The sequence below is a fragment of the Janthinobacterium sp. BCJ23 genome, from assembly GCF_059617945.1.
Genome location: NZ_JCAQAW010000003.1, coordinates 44,628 through 64,903, shown reverse-complemented (window position 1 = coordinate 64,903; position 20,276 = coordinate 44,628). Strand labels below are relative to the sequence as shown.

At 65.1% G+C, this 20,276-nt stretch carries 19 protein-coding genes; 16 read left to right on the top strand and 3 right to left on the bottom strand.

Features of this window, described 5'->3' with window-relative positions; genetic code table 11:
- The first annotated feature begins 22 nt into the window (after positions 1-22).
- The 4 genes from AC54AG_RS11895 to AC54AG_RS11880 all read left to right on the top strand — a co-directional run bounded on the left by AC54AG_RS11895 (position 23) and on the right by AC54AG_RS11880 (position 5,235).
- The gene (locus tag AC54AG_RS11895; protein ID WP_496630437.1) at positions 23-3,016 is read left to right on the top strand and encodes an ExeM/NucH family extracellular endonuclease; all 2,994 of its coding nucleotides are present in this window, start codon (positions 23-25) and stop codon (positions 3,014-3,016) included.
- A gap of 10 nt (positions 3,017-3,026) precedes the next feature.
- Complete coding sequence (locus AC54AG_RS11890; protein WP_496630435.1) at positions 3,027-3,665, top strand: NF038129 family PEP-CTERM protein; 639 nt, start codon at positions 3,027-3,029, stop codon at positions 3,663-3,665.
- Positions 3,666-3,853: 188 nt separating this feature from the next.
- Positions 3,854-4,567, top strand: coding sequence for a winged helix-turn-helix domain-containing protein (locus AC54AG_RS11885; RefSeq protein ID WP_219329170.1), 714 nt, complete (start codon positions 3,854-3,856; stop codon positions 4,565-4,567).
- Positions 4,564-5,235: a LuxR C-terminal-related transcriptional regulator gene (locus tag AC54AG_RS11880; protein WP_219329169.1), complete on the top strand. Its 672-nt coding sequence runs from the start codon at positions 4,564-4,566 to the stop codon at positions 5,233-5,235. Before AC54AG_RS11885 ends, AC54AG_RS11880 begins: the two co-directional genes overlap by 4 nt.
- Here AC54AG_RS11880 and AC54AG_RS11875 read toward each other — a convergent pair.
- From AC54AG_RS11875 to AC54AG_RS11865, 3 genes are all read right to left on the bottom strand, one after another.
- Positions 5,232-5,648 carry a protease inhibitor I9 family protein gene (locus AC54AG_RS11875; protein WP_219329168.1) on the bottom strand — a complete coding sequence of 139 codons (417 nt, stop codon included), beginning with the start codon at positions 5,646-5,648 and terminating at the stop codon, positions 5,232-5,234. The genes AC54AG_RS11880 and AC54AG_RS11875 overlap by 4 nt on opposite strands.
- A 76-nt stretch (positions 5,649-5,724) precedes the next feature.
- Positions 5,725-8,877 (bottom strand): S8 family serine peptidase, encoded by a 3,153-nt coding sequence (locus AC54AG_RS11870; RefSeq protein WP_496630432.1) that lies wholly within the window; start codon positions 8,875-8,877, stop codon positions 5,725-5,727.
- A 44-nt stretch (positions 8,878-8,921) separates the two neighbouring features.
- Positions 8,922-9,683, bottom strand: a complete 762-nt coding sequence (locus AC54AG_RS11865; protein ID WP_496630430.1) for an NF038120 family PEP-CTERM protein — start codon at positions 9,681-9,683, stop codon at positions 8,922-8,924.
- Between the two features lie 465 nt (positions 9,684-10,148).
- On the opposite strand from AC54AG_RS11865, the gene gspG reads away from it, so the two are divergent.
- The 12 genes from gspG to AC54AG_RS11805 all read left to right on the top strand — a co-directional run bounded on the left by gspG (position 10,149) and on the right by AC54AG_RS11805 (position 20,276).
- Positions 10,149-10,592 carry a type II secretion system major pseudopilin GspG gene (gene gspG, locus AC54AG_RS11860; RefSeq protein ID WP_034751618.1) on the top strand — a complete coding sequence of 148 codons (444 nt, stop codon included), beginning with the start codon at positions 10,149-10,151 and terminating at the stop codon, positions 10,590-10,592.
- A gap of 36 nt (positions 10,593-10,628) precedes the next feature.
- Positions 10,629-11,834 carry a type II secretion system F family protein gene (locus AC54AG_RS11855; RefSeq protein ID WP_496630428.1) on the top strand — a complete coding sequence of 402 codons (1,206 nt, stop codon included), beginning with the start codon at positions 10,629-10,631 and terminating at the stop codon, positions 11,832-11,834.
- Positions 11,831-13,525 carry a GspE/PulE family protein gene (locus AC54AG_RS11850; RefSeq protein WP_496630426.1) on the top strand — a complete coding sequence of 565 codons (1,695 nt, stop codon included), beginning with the start codon at positions 11,831-11,833 and terminating at the stop codon, positions 13,523-13,525. The genes AC54AG_RS11855 and AC54AG_RS11850 overlap by 4 nt, the downstream gene beginning before the upstream one ends.
- Positions 13,518-14,336 carry a hypothetical protein gene (locus tag AC54AG_RS11845; protein WP_139143420.1) on the top strand — a complete coding sequence of 273 codons (819 nt, stop codon included), beginning with the start codon at positions 13,518-13,520 and terminating at the stop codon, positions 14,334-14,336. The genes AC54AG_RS11850 and AC54AG_RS11845 overlap by 8 nt, the downstream gene beginning before the upstream one ends.
- Complete coding sequence (locus tag AC54AG_RS11840) at positions 14,333-14,881, top strand: hypothetical protein (RefSeq protein ID WP_070303861.1); 549 nt, start codon at positions 14,333-14,335, stop codon at positions 14,879-14,881. The genes AC54AG_RS11845 and AC54AG_RS11840 overlap by 4 nt, the downstream gene beginning before the upstream one ends.
- Positions 14,878-15,450 (top strand): hypothetical protein, encoded by a 573-nt coding sequence (locus tag AC54AG_RS11835; RefSeq protein WP_496630423.1) that lies wholly within the window; start codon positions 14,878-14,880, stop codon positions 15,448-15,450. Before AC54AG_RS11840 ends, AC54AG_RS11835 begins: the two co-directional genes overlap by 4 nt.
- Positions 15,447-15,968: a hypothetical protein gene (locus AC54AG_RS11830; RefSeq protein ID WP_070303857.1), complete on the top strand. Its 522-nt coding sequence runs from the start codon at positions 15,447-15,449 to the stop codon at positions 15,966-15,968. Before AC54AG_RS11835 ends, AC54AG_RS11830 begins: the two co-directional genes overlap by 4 nt.
- Positions 15,968-17,998, top strand: coding sequence for a secretin GspD/PilQ domain-containing protein (locus AC54AG_RS11825; RefSeq protein WP_070303855.1), 2,031 nt, complete (start codon positions 15,968-15,970; stop codon positions 17,996-17,998). The genes AC54AG_RS11830 and AC54AG_RS11825 overlap by 1 nt, the downstream gene beginning before the upstream one ends.
- Positions 17,995-18,486, top strand: a complete 492-nt coding sequence (locus tag AC54AG_RS11820) for a type II secretion system protein (protein WP_034751600.1) — start codon at positions 17,995-17,997, stop codon at positions 18,484-18,486. The genes AC54AG_RS11825 and AC54AG_RS11820 overlap by 4 nt, the downstream gene beginning before the upstream one ends.
- A 3-nt stretch (positions 18,487-18,489) precedes the next feature.
- Positions 18,490-18,882, top strand: coding sequence for a type II secretion system protein (locus AC54AG_RS11815; RefSeq protein ID WP_070303853.1), 393 nt, complete (start codon positions 18,490-18,492; stop codon positions 18,880-18,882).
- A 5-nt stretch (positions 18,883-18,887) separates the two neighbouring features.
- A complete protein-coding gene (locus AC54AG_RS11810; RefSeq protein ID WP_070303851.1) occupies positions 18,888-19,538 on the top strand; it encodes a type II secretion system protein in 651 nt (216 codons plus the stop codon).
- Between the two features lie 240 nt (positions 19,539-19,778).
- Positions 19,779-20,276: an FxDxF family PEP-CTERM protein gene (locus AC54AG_RS11805; RefSeq protein ID WP_051991193.1), complete on the top strand. Its 498-nt coding sequence runs from the start codon at positions 19,779-19,781 to the stop codon at positions 20,274-20,276.

Here is a 20,276-nt window from a genome sequence, read left to right as displayed (position 1 = left end):
TTATTTACCGACCGGGATCCTCATGCACACCTCGTTTTCCCCCTTGCGCACGCCGCTGCGCCTGACCGTCATGGCCGCCGTGCTGGCCAGCGTGTCCGTGCCAGCCCTGGCTGCTTCCGATATCGTCATCAGCCAGGTGTATGGCGGTGGCGGCAATTCGGGGGCGCTGTACCGCAACGATTTCATCGAAGTCTTCAACCGCGGCGCCAGCCCCGTGAACTTGGGCAATTGGAGCGTGCAATACGCGTCCGCCGCTGGCACGAGCTGGGCCGTGACGGCCTTGCCGGCTATCGATTTGCAACCAGGCCAGTATTTGCTGGTCCAGCAAGCCAAGGGCGCGGGCGGCACGCAGGACTTGCCTACGCCGGACGCCACGGGCAGCCTGGCCATGTCCGGCACGGCGGGCAAGGTGTTGCTGAGTAATAGCAAGACGGCCCAGACGGGCGCCAGCCCCACGGGCGCCGCTATCGTCGACCTCGTCGGTTTCGGCACGGCCAACGGTTTTGAAGGCGCCGTGGCGCCCGCACCATCGAATACCCTGTCGATTGCGCGCGCGAATGGCGGCTGCGGCGACACGGACGACAATAGCGCGGACTTCGCCACCGGCAGCGTGACGCCGCGCAATACGGCTTCGCCGCTGAATGTGTGCGGCGGCCCCGTCGTGCACCAGATTATTACCAGCTGCCCAGCCAGCCTGGCCTTGGCTGTGGGCAATGGCGGCAGCGCCGTGCTGCGCGCATCCGACGTCGATGGCGTCGTGAATGCGGCCACCCTGAGCTCGCCGGCCGTGGCCGGCATCAGCCTGGCCAATTTCAGTGCGGCCGGCGTGGCGGGCGAGAGCGCCAGCGTGGACCTGCTGGTGGCCGCTGGCGTGCCGGTGGGAAATTACCCGGTCATCGTGAATTTCAGCAACGACCAGCAGCAGACGGCGTCGTGCAAGGTTGACGTGGCCGTGCAAGGCCTGGCCGCCATCAGCCATACGATCCCGCAAATCCAGGGCAGCGGAGCCAGCAGCCCCTACGCCAATTCCGTGCAGACGACCGAGGGCGTGGTGACCTTGAAAGTGGGCACCGGCTTCTTTATCCAGGATGCGGCCGGCGACGGCGACCCGTCGACGTCGGACGGCATCTTCGTGTACACGGGCGCGACGGCCACCACCGTGCAGCCGGGCGAACTGGTGCGCGTGACGGGCACGGTGGTCGAATACACGCCATCGGGCGCGAAAAATTCCTATACGGAATTCAAGGACGTGACGGCCATCCTCACGCAAAGCGCGGGCCACAGTGTCGTGCCGGCGAATGTGAGCTTGCCGAACGACAACCTGGCTGCCGTGGAAGGCATGCTCGTGCGCTTCACGCAGCCGTTGACCGTGTCGCAAAACGCCTATCTGGGCGCGCGTGGCGAACTGAGCCTGTCGTCGGGACGGCGCGAAGTGCCGACCAACCGCTACCCGGCCGGCTCCGCCGAGGCGCAAGCCTTGATCGCCGCCAATGCGAACAACCTGATCGTGCTCGATGACGGCATTTTCGTGGCGCCGCCAACGATACCGTATATCGGCCAGGACAACACCGTGCGCAGCGGCGACACGGTGGCCGACCTGACGGGCGTGGTGGACTTTGGCGCCATCGGCGGTGGCGGCGCCGCCTACAAATTACAGCCGACACAGACGCCGCAATTCTCGCGCGACAACCCGCGCACGGGCAGCCCGGAACTGCCGTCCGGCAACGTCAAGGTGGCCAGCGCCAACGTGCTGAATTTCTTTACGACCTTTACGAATGGCAACAATATCTTTGGGCAAACGGGGCAGGGCTGTACCGTGGGCACTTCGACCACCAAGAGCAATTGCCGCGGCGCCGACAATCTGGCCGAGTTTGTGCGCCAGCGTGACAAGATCGTCGCCGAGCTGAAAGCCATCGATGCGGACGTGGTCGGTTTGATGGAAATTCAGAACAATGGCGAAACGGCCGTCACCTACCTGGTCGAGCAGCTCAACGCGGCCATCGGCGGCGTCACGTATGCCGTGGTGCCGAAGCCGGCCGCCACGGGCACGGATGCTATCCGCGTGGCCATGATCTACAAGCCAGCCAAGCTGGGCCTGGCGGGCGGTGCCTTGTCGGACGCCAACGCCATCAACAACCGTCCGCCGATGGCGCAAACCTTCCGCGCAGGCAATGGCGAGAAATTCTCGCTGATCGTCAACCACCTGAAGTCGAAGGGCAGCTGCCCCTCGAGCGGGCTGGACGCGGACCAGAACGATAGCCAGAGCTGCTGGAACGCCACCCGCGTGCAGCAAGCCCAGCGCCTGATCGGCAGCTTCGTACCGCAGGTGGCGGCCGCTGCCGGCGACGCGGACGTGCTGGTCATCGGCGACCTCAATTCCTATGGCGCGGAAGACCCGATCCAGGTCATCACGGGTGCCGGCTTCGTCAATGAACTCGAGCGTTTCGTGCGGCCGTCCGGCATGCCGTATTCGTACGTATTCGGCGGCCAGAGCGGCTACCTCGACCATGCGCTGGCCAGCGCCTCGCTGAGCCCGCAAGTGGCCGGCGTGGCCGAATGGCATCTGAATGCGGATGAGCCGGAAGTGATCGACTACAACATCGACTCGGCCAAGCCGCAAGACCTGTACAACGCCTTGCCGTACCGCGCTTCGGACCATGATCCCGTCGTCATCAGCCTGGACTTGCAGCCCGCCTACCGCGACATCACGGCCGGCGTGGCGCAAGCGAGCTCGGGCCTCACCTACAACCGCGTGACGCAAAAGTACACGGGCACGTTCTCGTTCACCAACACGGGTACGAGCGTTTTGAACGGCCCGTTCCAGGTAGTGTTCGGCGGCTTGCCTGCCGGCGTCAGCCTGGCCAATGCCACGGGCAGCCATGCGGGCGCCGCCTATGTCACTGTCAACGCGGCCAGCCTGGCGCCGGGTGCGACGGCCTCGTTTGCCGTCAGTTTCACCAATCCGTCGAAAGTGACGATCAATTACTCGGCCAGCATTTTCGCCGGCAACTTCTAAGGACACCATCATGTTGACAACGACATTCAACCTCACCCTGCGCCGCGCCGTGCTGGCCGCCGTGCTGGCCGCCAGCTCCAGCCTGGCGTTGGCGGGTCCGCTCGGCTACCACGTGGAAATCGACACGAGCCAGTTCTCGGGCGCCGGTTTCCTCGACTTCGCCTTTATTGCCGGCAACAGCCCGGCGCCGGGCGCCAGCGCCGTGCTCAGCAATTTCTCGGGCGCGTTCGGCGCACTGGAATCGATGGAAGGCAATGTCAGCGGCAGCTTGCCCGGCACCTTGACCTTCGGCAATAGCGGCGCCTACAACGACTGGTTCCACAACGTGACCCTGGGCGGCAAGTTCGGTTTCAATATCGTCTTTGGCGGCGACTTCCTGAACACGGCCGGCAACGCGGGCACGACGTTTGGCGTGGGCTTGCTCGACTACACCGGCATGGCTTACCTGGGCAACGTCAATGGCAACCTGGTGCAGTTCGAGCTGACGCCGATGACTGGTGGCTTGCCCGCCAGCATCGCCGGCAGCACGTATGCGAGCATCGCTTCGATCTCGGCCGTGCCGGAAGCGTCGGAATGGATGATGCTGACGGGCGGCCTGGCGCTGATCGGTTTTGCCCTGCGCCGCCGCCAGCCTGTCGCACGCGCATAATCGTCCCAGACTAAACACAGCGCGCCTGCGGGCCGCTGTGTTTTTTTTCGTCTATTTATTCGCAATAGCTATAAATCAGGAAACTAAATTGTATTAGTCACCGTTTTACGCTTGATGCATAGTAAAAAACTTGTCGGGCAGTCTAGTATTTTTATGACTGCTGCCAACTTTTTTCGGGAGATGCATCGATGCCTGGCCATATCCTGGTGCTGGACCCTGCGCCTGCCATGCAGGCGCTGCTGGCGCATAACCTTGCGGGCGCCGGCTACCGGGTCAGCTGCGCCCTGGATGCGCGCGGCGCGCTGGCGCTGCTGGCGGCCGATCCGCCAGACGTGCTGTTGCTGGAATGGGAACTGCCCGATGCGTCCGGCATTGCGCTGCTGCGCCAGGTGCGCCAGGATGGCGCGCTGTGCGACTTGCCCATCATCATGATCAGCACGCGCGACAGCGAACAGGACAAGGTGCTGGCGCTGGAAAGCGGCGCCGATGATTATCTGTGCAAGCCTTTCGGTCCCCGTGAGATGCTGGCCCGTGTGCATGCGCTGCTGCGCCGGCACGCGCCATCGGCCTTGCGCACAGGCGCAGGCACGGCCGGGGCTGCCGCCTTGCGGCTCGACCCGCACACCCTGCGCGTGACGGCGGGTAAGGTGCCCATCCACCTTGGCCGCGTGGAATTCAAACTGCTGCATTTCCTCATGGACCATCCGGGCAGGGTGCATAGCCGCGCGCAACTGCTGGACCAGGTGTGGGGCCATGCCGCCTATCTCGACGAGCGCACGGTCGACGCCCACGTGGGACGATTGCGCCACGCCTTGCAGCCGGGCGGCTGCGGCCACCGCATTGAAACCGTACGCGGCAGCGGCTACCGCTATCTGGCGTTTGATACCGCCGTGTGCGCATGATGCTGCTGACGGGGCGGGAGCAGGAATACCTGCTGCACGCCATCCTTGGCGCGCATGGCATCGCCGTGCCCGGCGATTTCTTTCTGTGGAGCCAGGGGCCGCTGCAAACGCTGTTGCCGCACGACATATTGATGTGCGCGCAACTGGACGCCGGCGGGGCCGTGCTGCGCAGCGAAGCCTGGCACAGCGCCGCGCCAGATCACGCGCAGCTGCGCGAGCGCCAGGCCCAGCTGGCGCACCTTGCGCTGGCCTGGCGCGCGGGTGGCCATAGGGCGGGCGTCATCGACGGCGTGCTGGTGCATGGCAGCGTGGGCGACGCCGGCGGCAGCTTTTTTGCCTTGTTCGCCGTGAAGCCGGCGGACGCGGCGCGCCAGGCGTATGCGCTGGAGTTGCTGCTGCCCTACCTGCACGTGCACTGGCTGGCGCTGCCAGGTAGCCAGCGTGCATCCGTGACGGGCCCGGCTGCCGCGCGCGCGGCCAGTGCGCGCGAGCTGGAAGTGCTGCATTGGGTGCGCGAGGGGAAAAGCAATGACGAAGTGGGGCAAATTCTCGGCATCAGCGGCACCACCGTGAAAAGCCATTTGCAGCGCATCTATAAATTATTGGGAGTAAGCAACCGCATGCAAGCCGTGTCGCGCGGCATCGCGCTGCGCCTGCTCAGCCACTAGCGCTGGTCCCGCGGCCGGGCCCGACTCTTTTCATTACCGCCGTCTTGCGTGTGTTCGATGCTGCCGGGCGATACCCGCGCCACGTCCGGGCTCGCTTGCAGGCGCGCCACTTCGGCCGGTGTCAGCATGGCGGCAAAGCCGTTGAAGGCCGTCGTGTAGCGGTATTGCACGGGGGCATCTGGCACCAGCGCCAGCACGGCGCGCTGCTGCGCTTCCAGCTGGGCCGTGTAGCGCCGCGCCGCATCGCTGTGGGTATCGAGCCCATGCACGCCGTCCGCTTGCGAGGCCAGCGGCGGGGCGCGCAATTGCACTACGTAGGACTGCCGCGCCGCAGCGGCCTGCGCCGCGACAGGCAGGGCATGCATGCTGGCCATGCCGGCCAGGATGGCAATGCAGAGGCGAAAGGTGGACATGCGCCGATTGTACGCGCGTCGCGCATAAAAAACGCGCCCCGCAGGGCGCGCCGTGTTACTGCGTGGAGCGATAGCGTTACAGCTTGGCGTCCGCCCTCACGTTGCGCTGGCTGGGGACGGCCAGCGGCAACGGGTTGTTGGTCTCTACCGACAGTACGGTGGTGGACGCTGCCGCGCTGTTGCCATCAAGGAAGACTACGCCGCCCAGGTAGCGTTTGCCCGTTTCCAGTCCCGACCAGCTGATGCCGGCCGTGGCGCTGCCGCCCACATATACCTTGGTAGGCAGGGTGGCTTTCAGGTTGCCGCCCTTGTCGGCTGTCGTGACGACGGCCGACGACAGGCCGAAGCCGGTCGAGACGCCATTTGCCAGTTCATAGCCGATCACGCAGACCTTGTAGCTGCCTGCCGCCGGGGTGGTCACGGTGATGGCTTCGTTCGAGCCGGCCGTGGCCGAGGTGGCGACCGTCGCGCCGGCGCTGTTGAGCAGCAGCATGTCGAGGTCATTGCCGGTGCCTTCCGTGGTGTCCCGGTCGAAGATTTCGAAGCGCGCCACGACGGTGCTGGCGGGAATGCTGACATTGACCGCGCGCACGCCGCTGCCGCCCGCCTTGCACGCGTCGGCCATCTGCGCCAGCGTTTCCACGCTGCCCGGCGCGGCCTGGCTGATGGTTTGCTCGCTGCGCGCTACTTCCTTCAGGCCGCCCGTCGCCGCGCCGACCTTGCCAGCAAAGCCGGTGGACAGGGTCAGCGAACGCAGGCCGCTGACTTTGTCGGCCTGCAGCAATGCCGGCGACTGCACCGCGCGGCCCGAGCGGGCCGTGACGGGGCTGCGCACCGTGTGCACGCCGTCGCTCCACACGAGGGCGCCATACTGCCAGGCATTGTCCGGCGCCGTCGTGCGCGTCAGGGTCACGGTGAAGGACTTGGTTTCACCGGGTGCCAGCGCCAGGGTGGCAGGCGCCACCGCCACGCTGTAACCGCTGAGCGAGGCGCTGGCCGTGTAGGTGGCGCTGCTGCTGCCCACGTTGGTGACGCGGCGCGTCACCGTTTGCGTGCCCAGCACGTTGCCGATGGTGATGGACGGCATGTTCAGGTTGTAGCCGGCCAGGGTGCCGCCCGCGCATTCGGCCGTCATGCCGACGCCGCACATGTATTTCTTGTAATCGGCCAGGCTGGCGTCATACACGAGGCCGGGATCGGTTGCCTTGTTCGGCGTCACATGGCCGGCGCCCTGGCCCCATGGCAGGATGCCGCGCGCGTCGCCCGCCTGGATGTCGGGCAGGGTGGCGCTGCCGGTCGTCATCAGGGCCGACTTGATGGCGGCCGGGCTCCAGTCCGGATGCTGCTGGCGCAGCAGGGCGGCCAGGCCGGCCACGTGCGGGCTGGCCATCGAAGTGCCTTGCAGGAAGATGTAGGCTTGCGGCGGTACCAGGCTGCCATCCTGCACGGCGTCGCGCTGGGCGCGCGACAAGGCAGGCGTGCCGCCGGCCAGGATGTCCACGCCAGGCGCGGTGACGTCCGGCTTGAGCAGGTTGGCGTCATACAGGTTCGGGCCGCGTGACGAGAAGTCGGCCACCACGGGGGCGGCGGGGCCGTTGCCGTTGGTGACGAAACGCGAGATGGCGGCCGTGGCCGTGCCCGTTTGCGCCTGGGCATTGATCAGCGCGCCATCGGCGGCGCTCACGTGCACGGCCGGCAGCACGTGCGGGTCGGACACCAGACCGATGCCCGTGTCGACCAGCACCATGCCGGCGCCGCCCGCTTCGAGTACGGCGACGCCCTTGTCGGTGCGTGCCGTGGTGCCGCGCAGGCAGCTGACGACCTTGCCTGCAACCTTGGCCGGGTCCAGCAGGGCCACGCCGCCGTTGTCGCCGGCGCGGTAGCACAGGGCCAGTTTTTGCGCATCGGCGCCGGGCAGGCCCGCGTCTTGCGCGCGGATCAGGGCGGTGGCAGGCAGCGGGTTGTAGTTGAGCGAGGCGCCCGTGTAGCTGGCGCCGTTGCTCAAGGTTACCTTGGCCTGGTTGGCGCGGTTGTGCGTCGAGGCTGCCACGGTGGTGATCCATGGGCTGACGTGGGCCACCGTGTTCGCCGGTCCCGCATTGCCGGCCGAAGCGGCAACGAACACGCCCGCATTCGACGCGTGGAGGAAAGCTTGCTCGACCGGATCGTTGACGGTGCCGCCGCCGCTGATCGAGTAGTTGATCACGTGGACGCCATCCTGCACGGCTTTTTCAATCGCCGCCACGCTGTCGCCGCCGTAGCAGCCGTTCTTCGCACCGGTCGGCTGGGTGGCCAGGTTGTACGACCAGCATACCTTGTAGACGGACAGGCGGGCGCGCGGTGCCACGCCGGAAATGGCGCCCAGCGGCGAGCCGTTCACGGTCACGGGCACGCCCGCATTGCCGCCCGCGGTGGACGAAGTGTGCGTGCCGTGGCCGCCTTCGCCATTCGGGTCGCCGATGGAATCGCGCGGCGAGGTGAATTCGCTCCAGTGCTGGATCTTGTCCGTCTCGGTCAGGCGCACGGCGTTGAAGTATTGCGCGCCCAGCAATTTGTTGTTGCAGTGGTCGGACGTAAAGCCTTCGCCTGCCTGGCAGCTGCCTTTCCAGGCGGCCGGCGGCGCGCCGTAGGCCAGGGTGGCGTTCGGGTCGAAGGTCGGGGCGCCGTTGGCGTCGACCTTGTCCGCATACGACAGGTTTTCCGGCCACACGCCGCCATCGACGATGCCGATGATGATGTCTTCGCCCGCATGCTGCTTGCCGCCCAGCTGGCTCCACAGGCCGCCCGGCTGGTCCAGGCCCAGGAAGGTCGGCGTGTAGTTCGTTTGCAGGGCGCGCGGCTCGTCGGGGGCGATGCTGGCCACTTCGCCGCTCGCCTGCAGCTGGCGCACTTCGGCGTCCGTCAGCAGGGCGGAAAAACCGTTGAGGACGATCTTGTACTGGTATTGCACGGGCGCGGCGGCAACGAGCGCCTGTACCCGGGCCTGTTTCTGTTCAAGGTAGTCGCCATACAGCTGCACTTGCGTGCTGGCCAGGTCGAGGCGGCCACCGGCGGCAGGCTGGGTGGCGCCCAGGCCTTCCACCGAGCCGGTGTAGGAAGCGATCGGTTTGTCGGTCAGTTGCACGATGTAGGGGCGGCGCAGGTCGTCGGCGTGGGCCTGGAAGCTGAGGCTGGCAAACAGGCTCAGCACGGCGAGCGAAATGGGACGCAAGGCGGGACGGAATGTCATGTAGGGTTTCCTGTATCGGTATCGGAGTCAAAAAGAGGCGGCAATCAGGCTTGCTTGCTGCGGCGGCGCGCAGCGAATCCGACACCGGCCAGGCCCAGCAGCATCATCGCGTAGGTCGATGGCTCCGGTACCGAGGCGACGATATTGTCGAGCGCAAACTGGCCCTTGTTGGTCGTGAAGGCGTTGCAATTGCCGGCCGTGTTGCAAGTGAATCCGAAGAAGGCCAGCGAGGCGAATTGCTGGCTGCCGAAGTTGGCGCTGGTGTTGTAGTGCTGGAACTGAAAGTTGCCGCCGACGGGTCCGCCCAGCTGGTACGTTTCATACAGGGAAGAGCCATCCGCATAGAAACCCTGGACGCGCAGCAGGCCGGCCACGGCCGGATAGCTGACGCCCTGGGCATAGCCGATGAAGCTGGCGTCGAAGCCCTGCAGGCTGACGCTGCCGCCGTAGTGCGCTGGGTCGAGATAGACGACGCCGTCGTTGAGCGACGCATAGTAATTGCTCGTATTATTGGTCGGGCACGCCATGCCGCAGGCGGCCGGGTCCGTGCCGTCGAAGACGGCGCCGACCAGGTCGCCATAACTGGCGCCCGGCACATTCGAGGCGCCCGTCAGCAGGAAATCGTAGAATTCCAGGGAGCCGCCGTGGCCGACGAACTGGCTGTCCAGATTATCGAAGTTGATCACTTCCGCGACGGCGGCGGGCGCCCAGGCGGCGGACAGGGCCAGGATGGCGGCGCCAGTCCACTGCTTGGCCGAGAAAGGACTTGCTGCGGCAGTTGCCTTCGAATGCACAATACGAGTCATGAATTTTCCCTTGATGATTATGTCGGATGCAATATGTTTTGCGTCTGGGATGCTCTTTTCTGCGTGGACGGATAAGACCAATACGTAGAAAATTGACTTTTACTATAGCAAAAGAGGCAATTCCATTGTTTGATATTCTTGCAAATTTAATTTGAAAGTTACAAATAATGAATGAATAAAATTCATCACTTACTATGATTTGGTAACCAGGAGTAGATAGTTTCTGCATTGAAAATAGTTGAATCATCAAGCAGCCAGGCAAGCGCGCGCGGCGCCGTGGCAGTTTCGCGCACACTGGATGGTTTCCGCAGGAATTTGTTGTTCACAGAGCAAAGAAAAGATTGTATTAACCATAACCGGCATGGTAGGCTGATAAGCATCAGGCAAGCGCGTGTCGCCCGTGCGTGGCCATCCGCCGCGCGCAGCGACGCAATGTATTGAAGGTAGGCAATAAGGAGTTACCGGATGCATGCAGCACACAGGCAGAACCTTGCGGCAACGCGCCATGCGCGCGGCTTTACCTTGCTCGAATTGCTGGTCGTCATCGTGATCATCGGCTTGCTGGCGGCCTATGTCGGCCCCAAGTATTTCGCCCAGCTGGGCAAATCCGAAGTGACGGTGGCCAAGGCGCAGATCGAGGCGTTTGAAAAATCGCTCGACACCTACCGCCTCGACGTGGGGCGCTATCCCACCACGGAAGAGGGGCTGGCCGCGCTGCTGGTGGCACCGCCCGCCGCCGGCACGCGCTGGAATGGCCCTTACCTGAAAAAGGCCGTGCCGCTCGACCCGTGGGGCCATGCCTATCAATACCGCGCGCCGGGCAGCAAGGGCGAATATGACATCGTCTCGATGGGCAAGGATGGCCAGCCGGGCGGCAGCGGCGAGAACGCCGACATCAGCTCGCAATAGCGCCAGCGCCATTCTTTTTCCTACGGACAAGCCATCATGCAGTTCGAAGTACGCGCGCTTTCCACGGACCAGGCCGTAACTACCTTGCAGACGTGCGTGATCGACGGCCGCGACGAAGCCGACGCGCGCCGCCAGGCCGAGGCGCGTGGCCTGTTTGTCAGTGCCATCCGCCCCGTGCGGGCCACGCCGTTCAGCGCCGCCGGGCGCCAGCGGGCGCGGGCGCTGCCCCTGCTGCTGTTCAGCCAGGAATTGCTGGCGCTGCTGCAAGCGGGCCTGGGCATCGTCGAAGCGCTGGAAGCCTTGCTGGAAAAGGAAGCCTCGCCGGCCACGCGCAGCGTGCTCACGCGCCTGCTGGAAGGCTTGCGCGAAGGCAAGCGCTTTTCCGCCGTGCTGGCAGAGCAGGCGGAACTGTTTCCCCCCTTGTATATCGGCATCGTCAAGGCGGCCGAGGGCACGAGCGACTTGCCGCGCGCCCTGTCGCGCTACATCGATTACCAGCAGCGGATCGATGCTGTACGCGGCAAGATCGTCAGCGCCGCCATCTATCCCGCCATCCTGCTGGCCGTGGGCGGCGGCGTCAGCGCCTTCCTGATCAGCTATGTGGTGCCCCGTTTCGCCGAGGTCTACCAGGGCGCCGGGCGCAACCTGCCGTGGATGTCGCAAGTGATGCTCAGCTGGGGCCAGTTCGTCACCGAACACGGCGTGCTGTTGCTGCTGGGCCTGGCGCTGGTCGGCAGCATCGTGTTGACTGCCGTGCGGCGCGTGCTGCGCAATGGCGGCGTGGCGCGCCTGCTGGCGAAACTGCCCGGCATCGGCGAGCGCGTGCGCATCTATGAATTGTCGCGCCTGTACCTGACCCTGGGCATGCTGGCCGAGGGCGGCATCACCATCGTGCAGGCGATCGCCACCGTGCAGGCCATGGTCTCGCCGGGCATGCAGGCGTCCTTGCAGCAGGCGCGCGGCGCCATCGAGGCGGGTCAGCCCCTGTCGTCGGCGTTCGAGCAGCACCAATTGACGACGCCCATTTCCCTGCGCATGCTGCGCGTGGGCGAGCGCACGGGCGACATGGGGCCCATGCTGACGCAGTCGGCCGCTTTTTACGACGGCGAAATCAGCCGCTGGATCGACCGTTTTACGCGCACCTTCGAACCCTTGCTGATGGCCGCCATCGGCCTGGTCGTGGGCGCCATCGTGATCCTGCTGTACATGCCCATCTTTGACCTTGCCGGCGATATTTCATGAACCAGATTTTCTCCGTTCCTGTCGCCATCGATCCCGCGCTGCTGCAGCGCGCGCGTATCCTGAGCCGGCAATCGAAGCGCAGCCTGGTCGAGGAATTGCAGGAGCTGAGCGGCATCGAGGCGCGCGCCGTGGTGCGCGAACTGGCGCGCCCGTTCGGCCTGGACGTGCTGGAAACGGCCGACATGCTGGCCTTGTCTCCCGCCTTCGATGTGCTGCCCCTGTCGCAGGCGCTGGCGCGTCACAGCGTGCTGCTGCGCGCCGCCGGCGGCCAGCTGGTGGGCGTGATCGCCGACCCGTTCGACCTCGACCTGCAAACCTGGCTGAATGCGCGCGCCGGGCAGGGCGTCTTGGACGTGCGCCTGGCGCTGCAGGCCGACATCGGCGCCTACCTGTCGAAGCAGGAAGAATCGGCGCGCGCCGTCGACAGCCTGCTGCCCGGCGCCGCCAGTGACGCGCGGCGCGATGGCAAGACGGCCGCCGTGCTGTCGTTCGCCAGCGTGTCGGAAGCGGCCAGCCCCGCCGTCAAGCTGGTCAACTCGACCCTGTATGACGCGCTGAAGGCGGGCGCCTCGGACATTCACCTGGAAAGCACGGCCGGCGGCCTGGCCGTCAAGTACCGCGTTGACGGCGTGCTCGATCACGCCACGTCCGTCAACGGCATCGAAGTGGCCGAGCACATCATCTCGCGCCTGAAAGTGCTGGCCGAACTCGATATCGCCGAGCGCCGCGTGCCGCAGGACGGCAGCTTTCGCGTCGAGTCGGGCGGGCGCGAAATCGATTTGCGCGTCTCCATCATGCCCAGCATCCATGGCGAGGATGCCGTCATCCGTATCCTCGACAAGCGCGCCATGATCGAAGCCTACGGCGCGCTGACTCTGGAAGCGCTGGGCTTTGACTCGCCATCGCTGGTCGCCTTGCGCGCGCTGGCGCAGGAAGCCTACGGCATGCTGCTCGTGACGGGACCGACCGGCTCGGGCAAGACGACGACCCTGTATGCGGCGCTGACGGAAATCCACAACGGGCGCGAAAAGATCATCACCATCGAAGACCCCGTCGAATACCAGCTGCCCGGCATTCTGCAAATTCCCGTCAATGAAAAGAAGGGGCTGACCTTTGCCAAGGGCTTGCGCTCGATCCTGCGCCACGACCCCGACAAGATCATGGTGGGCGAGATCCGCGACCGCGAAACGGCGGAAATTGCCGTGCAATCGGCCCTCACGGGCCATTTGGTGCTGACTACCGTGCATGCAAATAATGTATTCGACGTGTTCGGCCGTTTTACGCATATGGGCATCGACCCGTATGCGTTTGTCTCGGCCCTGAACGGCATCTGGGCGCAGCGGCTGATCCGCACCAACTGCCCCCATTGCGCCACCGAGTACACGCCTGACGATGCCGAGCTGGCCAGCGTGGGACTGGCGCGCGCCGACGTGGCGGAGTATCAATTCATGCAGGGCAAGGGCTGCGGCGATTGCCGCGGCACGGGCTACAAGGGGCGGCGTTCTATCGCCGAAATTCTCGTGCTGACCGATGAAATCCGCGAATTGATCGTCGATAAAAAACCGATCCGCCAGATCAAGGCGGCCGCGTATGCGAACGGCACGCGCAGCCTGCGCCTGGCGGCGCTGGAACTGGTCAAGCGGGGCGCCACCACCATCACGGAAATCAAGAGGGTCACCCTGCATGCGTAGAGGTCTTGGACAAGGATTGCGCCTGGGCGTGGCGGCGGGCAAGGTGAGCCTGTGGCGCAGCAGCCGCTGGCGCGCGCCCGCATGGACCTCGCTGGGCGAAGCCGCGTATGCGCCGGACGACACGCCGCATGGCGACTTTGCCGCCCTGGGCCAGGCGCTGGCGCAGTTGCTGCCAGCTGGCGAGTACGCGGGCTGGCCCTTGTCCGTGGTGCTTGACGATGGACTGGCGCGCTTGTGGCAAGTGGACATGCCGCAAGGCGCAGCGCGCCTGGCCGACATCGAGGCGGCTGCCGCGCTGCGTTTCCAGTCGCTGTATGGCGATGCGCCGGGCTTGTGGCACAGCAGCAGCGCCTGGGATGCGCGCGCGCCGTTTTTCTGCGCCGTGCCCCGTGCGCTTCTGACACAGCTGACGCGCGTGGCCGCAGCACGCAAGCTGGCCCTGATTTTTATTACGCCGCAATTCGCGCGCCACTGGAACCGCTGGCACGGCGCCTTGAAGCCGGGCGCCTGGTTTGGCCAGTTGCAGGAGAACGCCCTGACCCTGGGCGTGCTGCACGATGGTTATTTGCGCGCCGTGCGCGCGCTGCCCGTGCCGCCTGGCGCTGGCAGGGACTGGCTGGCGCAGACCTTGGCGCGCGAGGCGCTGCTGCAAGGCGTATCCGCACCGGCGCTGTTGCAGCTGTGCGGCGCGCCGCCGCCCGCATGGCTGACGCCGGCGAAAGAATTCCACTGCCAGGTTTTTTCCGCGCCGGACGGGGAAGCCGCCCTGTCGCCGGCCGCCCGGCTGGCGCATAGCGGAGGCGTGGCATGACGCGCCTCGATATCGATTTCGCGCCGCCAAACTGGCGCCGCAGCCTGCACCGCGTGCCCGCGTGGGCGTGGTGCGTCGGCGCGCTGGGCGTGGCGCTGGCCGTCACGGCGGCGTACAGCGGCAGCGCCGCGCTGCAGCGCCAGCAGTTGCGCGAGGGGCAGTTGCAGCGCGCGCAGCAGCGCGTGCTGGCCGCCACGCAGGGACCGGCGCCGGTGGTGACCACGCCGATCGCGCCCGCGCAGGCGGCGGCCGTGAATGCGGCCATCCTGCAATTGAACCTGCCGTGGCGCGACCTGCAGGATGCGCTGGCCAGCGCCACGCCGCCCGCAATCGCGCTGCTGGCGCTGGAACCGGACGCGCGCAAGCGCGTGCTGAAGATCACGGCGGAAACGACCAGCAGCGACGCCATGGTGGCGTATGTGGCGCAACTGAAGCAGCAGGAGCTGTTCGGCACGCGCGTGCAGCTGCTGCGCCATGAAATCAACGCGCTCGATCCGAATAAACCCTTGCGCTTCCAGCTCGAAGCGCGCTGGGGCACGCCATGATGGCCATCGACCTCAATAGCTTGCGCCTGCGCGCGCAACTGCTGCTGCGCCGTTTGGGGGCGCCCGCCTGCCTGGCAGTGGCATTGCTCGCGCTGGGCGTGGCTGCCTGGGTCTGGGCCTGGCAGCAGCGCGCCGTGGCGGCGCAGCTGGAAGCGCGGCCCTTGCCGCAGCCAGCGCTGGCCGTGGTGGCCGCCGCACCGCCGGCGACAGCCAGCGAAAACCTGGCGCGCTTTTATGCCGCGCTGGGACAGCAGCGCCATGCCGAGCAGCAGGTCAAGCAGCTGTTCGACCTGGCCGCAAAAAACGGCTTGCTGCTGGCGCAGGGCGAATACAAGAGCGGCTACGACAAGGCCAGCCGAGTTGCCACCTACCAGGTGACCTTGCCGCTGAAGGGCAGTTATGCGGCCGTGTCGCAGTTCGCGCTGCAAGCGCTGCGCGCCGTCCCCTTCGCCTCGCTCGACGAACTGAGTTTTCGCCGCGAGCAGATCGCCGATACGCAACTCGAAGCGCGCTTGCGCCTGACCTTTTACCTGACCGATACGCCTGGCGATGCGGGAGAAACGCCATGACCCCGCGCCATTATCTGATGCTGGCCGGCGTGCTGGGCGCGGGCGCCTTGCTGCTGTTCGGCGAGCGCCAGCCCGTGGCCGACGTGGCCGAGGCGGTGGAGCGGGCCGTCGCGCCCGCGCGCCATGCTGCGGCCAAGGCGCCAGCCGCGCAGCCGGCCATCCTGGCCCTGCTGCCGCGCAGCGAAGTGGCGGGCGAGGATGGCGATACCTTTGGCGGCGCCGGCGCTGTCTTCCAGAGCCAGAACTGGAATCCGCCGCCGCCGAAAATGGCGGTGACGGCCGCGCCGCCGCCTCCGCCTCCAATGGCGCCGCCGCTGCCTTTCGTCTACCTGGGCAAGGCGGCCGCCGATGGCGCCTGGGAAGTGTTTCTGTCGCGCGCCGACAAGACGTATATCGTGCGCGCCAATACCGTCATCGATGGCGCCTACAAGGTCGTGACGATCGCGCCGCCCGTCATGACGCTCACTTATCTGCCGTTGAACCAGGTTCAGCAGCTCAACATTGGAGTTTCCGAGTGATGTCTCGTTCCTTTTCATCGGCGCTGCTGCTCTTGTTGCTGTCCGGTTGCGCAGGGCAGCAAGCCTACCGCGACGGGCGCGAGCTGATCGCGCAAGACCAGGTGCCGGCCGGCCTGCAAAAGCTGCAGGAAGCGCTGCAGCAAGACCCCGGCAATGCGCAATACCGCAGCGCCTATCTGCAGGCGCGCGAGCGGGCGACCGGCATCCGCTTGCAGCAGGCCGAGCGCCAAGCGCAGGCGGGGCAGGGCGAACTGGCGCGCGCCTCCTTCATGAGCGTGCTGGAAATCGATGCGCAGAACGAACGGGCCAACAGCGGCTTGCGCGCGCTTGAACGCGAGCAGCGCCAGGGCAAGCTGCTGGCCGAAGCGCAGAAGGATATCGACGCCAAGCGCTACGACCCCGCGCGCCAGCGCCTGAACGCCATCCTCACGGAGCAGCCGAACCATGCGGGCGCGCGCACGCTGCTGCGCGAGGTCGACGACAAAACGGCGCCGCCCGTGGTCGAGTCGGGCCTGGCCAAGTCGTACAAGCAGCCGATCACGATCGAGTTTCGCGACGCGCCGTTAAAACAGGTATTCGAGCTGATCGCGCGCCGTTCCGGCCTCAATTTCGTCTTCGACAAGGACGTCAAGGCGGACGCGAAAACCTCGATCTTCCTGAAAAACAGCACGGTGGAATCGGCCGTCTACTTCCTGCTGGTGACGAACCAGCTGGAGCAGCAGGTGATGGATGCGAACACGATCCTGATCTATCCGAACGTGGCGGCGAAATTAAAGGAGTACCAGGAAGTGCTGGTGAAGACCTTCTTCTTGGCGAATGCGGACGCCAAGCAGGTGGCCAACACGCTCAAGACCATTTTGAAGACGCGCGACGTGGTGGCCGATGAAAAGCTCAACCTGGTCATCGTGCGCGACACGCCCGAGGCGATCCGCCTGGCCGAGCGCCTGATCGCGCTGCAGGACGTACCCGAGGCGGAAGTGGTGCTGGAATTGGAAATCCTCGAAGTCAAGCGCAGCCGCCTGATGGAACTGGGCGTGGCCTGGCCATCGAGCCTGACCCTGACGCCGCTTTCCACCTCGGGCGGAATCGGCCTGACCATCAGCGACTTGAATAAGCTGAACCAGCGCACCATCGGCGTGAGCGACCTGTCCGTGACGGCCAACGCCAACAAGACGGACGGCGACGCGAACATCCTGGCCAACCCGCGCATCCGTGTGCGCAACAGGGAAAAGGCGAAGTTCGTCATCGGCGACAGGGTACCCGTGGTGACCACCACGATTTCGCCGGGCACGGGCGGCTTCGCTTCCGAGTCGATCAGCTACCTGGACGTGGGCCTGACGGTAAACGCCGAGCCGACCATCTATTTGAACAACGAGGTGGGCATCCGCATCTCGCTCGAGGTGAGCAACCTGGGCGCGGCCACCACCACCCGCAGCGGCTCGACCCTGTACCAGATCGGCACGCGCCAGGCGTCGACCATGCTGCAGCTGAAGGATGGCGAAAACCAGGTGCTGGCGGGCCTGATCAACAATGAAGAGCGCAGCTCGGGCAACAAGGTGCCTGGCCTGGGCGACATCCCCGTACTGGGGCGGCTGTTCGGCAGCAGCAAGGACGACAGCCAGAAGACGGAAATCGTGCTGTCGATCACGCCGCACCTGGTGCGCACCGTGCAGCGTCCGGAAGCGAAGGAATCGGAATTCTCGGCCGGCACGGAAGGCAGCTTCCGCCGCCGTCCCGACATGGCGGCCAAGGCGCCCACGCAGATGCCGGGCACGGTGATCGTGCGTTCCGGCCCGTCAGCCGTCGGCATGCAGCCGGCGCCGGCGCAGCCGATGATGACGCCAGGCCAGGTGCCATCGACTTTGCCGCAGAGCGTGCCGGCGCCGGAAGTGGCGCCGTCGCCCGAGCCGTCTCCGTCGTCTTTGCCGATATCGTCGGGCCAGCCCGTACCGCTGCAGGCGGCGCCCTTGCCGCTGTCGTCGAGCCAGCCGGTACCGGTGGCGCCGCCACCGCCACCGCCTGCCAAATGAGACTGGCGCATGCGCAGAGGGGGCAGGGAGGTTTTACCCTGATCGAACTGCTGGTGACCCTGGCCATCCTGGGCGTGCTGGCCACCCTGGTCATTCCCGTCACGCAGGTGACGGTGCAGCGGCGCCAGGAGCAGGAATTGCGGCGCGCACTGCGCGAGATCCGCCAGGGGATCGATGCGTATAAACGGGCTGGCGACGAGGGCCGAATCGTGCGCGCGACAGACGCCAGCGGTTATCCGAAAAGCCTGGAACTGCTGGTCGAGGGGGTGGCGGACCAGCGCAACCCGAAGCGCAGCAAGATGTTCTTTTTGCGCCGCGTGCCGCGCGACCCGTTCAATGGGGATGCTGGCCTCAGTGATGCGCAAACGTGGGGCAAGCGCAGCTACGCCAGCGAGGCGGCCGAGCCGCGCGAGGGCGACGATGTCTACGATGTGTACTCCACGTCCGGCAAGACCGGCTTGAACAACGTGCCTTACCGTCTATGGTGAACCATGGCCGCTGAAAACACCCAAGTCCGCACGCGCGGCTTTACCCTGATCGAATTGCTGGTGGTGCTCGGCATCGTGGCTTTGCTGCTGACCCTGGCTGTGCCCCGCTACTTTCCCAGCCTCGACAAGGCAAAGGAAACCGTGCTGGCGGACAATTTGCGCAATTTGCGCACGACCATCGACCAGTTCCACGGCGATACGGGGCGCTATCCCGATTCGCTGGAGCAACTGGTGGAAAAGAAATACCTGCGCGCCATGCCCATCGATCCCATCACGGACAGCGACAGCAGCTGGCTCATCGTACCGCCGCCCGACGATACGCCGGGCCAGGTGTATGACGTGAAAAGCGGCGCGCCCGGCAAGGACCGCAGCGGCACACCGTTTGCCGACTGGTAGCGGCCATGCACCGTTCTGCGCGCCGCCAGCGCGGTTTTACGTATCTGGGCCTGATCATTCTGGTGGCCATCCTGGGCATGGTAGGGGCGGCCGGGCTGAAGATGGGTTCCTTGCTGCAGCGCCAGGCGGCCGAGCAGGAATTGCTCGACATCGGCGCGCAGTTTTCGGATGCCCTCTACAGTTATGCGGCCGCCACGCCGCCGGGCCAGCCGCAACAGCCGCCCAGCCTTGCCGCCTTGCTGCGCGATCCCCGTACGCCCCAGTTGCGCCGGCATCTGCGCAAGCTGTTTGTCGACCCCATCACGGGCCGCGCCGAGTGGGGCTTGCTGTACCAGCCCGGCAGCAACGGCATCATTGGCGTGCACAGCCTGTCGCAGGCGGCGCCATTAAAGGTCGGCAATTTCGAGGCCCGGTTCGCCGGCTTCGAAGGCAAGGCGCATTTCTCGGAATGGCGCTTCATGGTCGATGCCCGGGTGTCTTCCGTGCCGTCCGCGGGACCGGCAGCTGTGCCGGCGAGTGATGAGGCCGGCATCGCGCCTGCCTTGCCGGTGCCACCGTTGTTTTCTCGCCCTGTTACTCCACCGCAAGAACAATCGCCATCAGCGCCAATTGAGCAGCCAGAACCGCAAAATTCAGATGAAAACACTGCCGAGTAGGCGTTTTCACCTTAAAACGTAACAAAAATAAATGTATGCGCCGGTAACTATTATTGTGTGGAAATTAATAGATAGCGGCAAATAGTTCATTTCGAAAATACTTATCTCATATGAAACTTCGATAAAATATTTATAAGTAATTTGATGTGATTATGCTACCATTCTGTTCAGTACTTCCGGTACTAAAACTATTGGTGGCCTGCGCATTGCAGCCATAAATTACTTTTTAAGGGATAAACTATGAAATTGAAATTTATCGCTGCAGGTATCATGGCAGCAGCATCGTTCAGCGCATCGGCAGCAACCTATGACCTGGGCATCCTGGATCCAACCGGTTCCGATACCCTGTCGGCTTTCACGACCAAGTTCGCCATCAATTCGGATATCAATGATTCGTGGACTTTCCAGTTGCTGGCCCCATCGTCGACCTCGTTCGGTGCATTGCAAACGTTCTCCGTTGCTAACGGCGCGATCAAGGATTTCGCTGCTACTCTGGTCGGCTATGGCGACCTGACCAAGAGCACGGCTAGCGGCATCCAGAATCTGAGCTGGGCAGGTCAATTGGCTGCAGGCACCTACACGGTGCAAGTCACGGGCCTGACCCTGGTGAAAAATGTTCAGTACGTAGGCACGGTTTCGGCCCTGCCAGTACCAGAACCAGAAACCTATGGCATGCTGCTGGGCGGCCTGGCGCTGGTTGGCGCCGTGGCCCGCCGCCGCGCCAAGAAAGCTGACTAA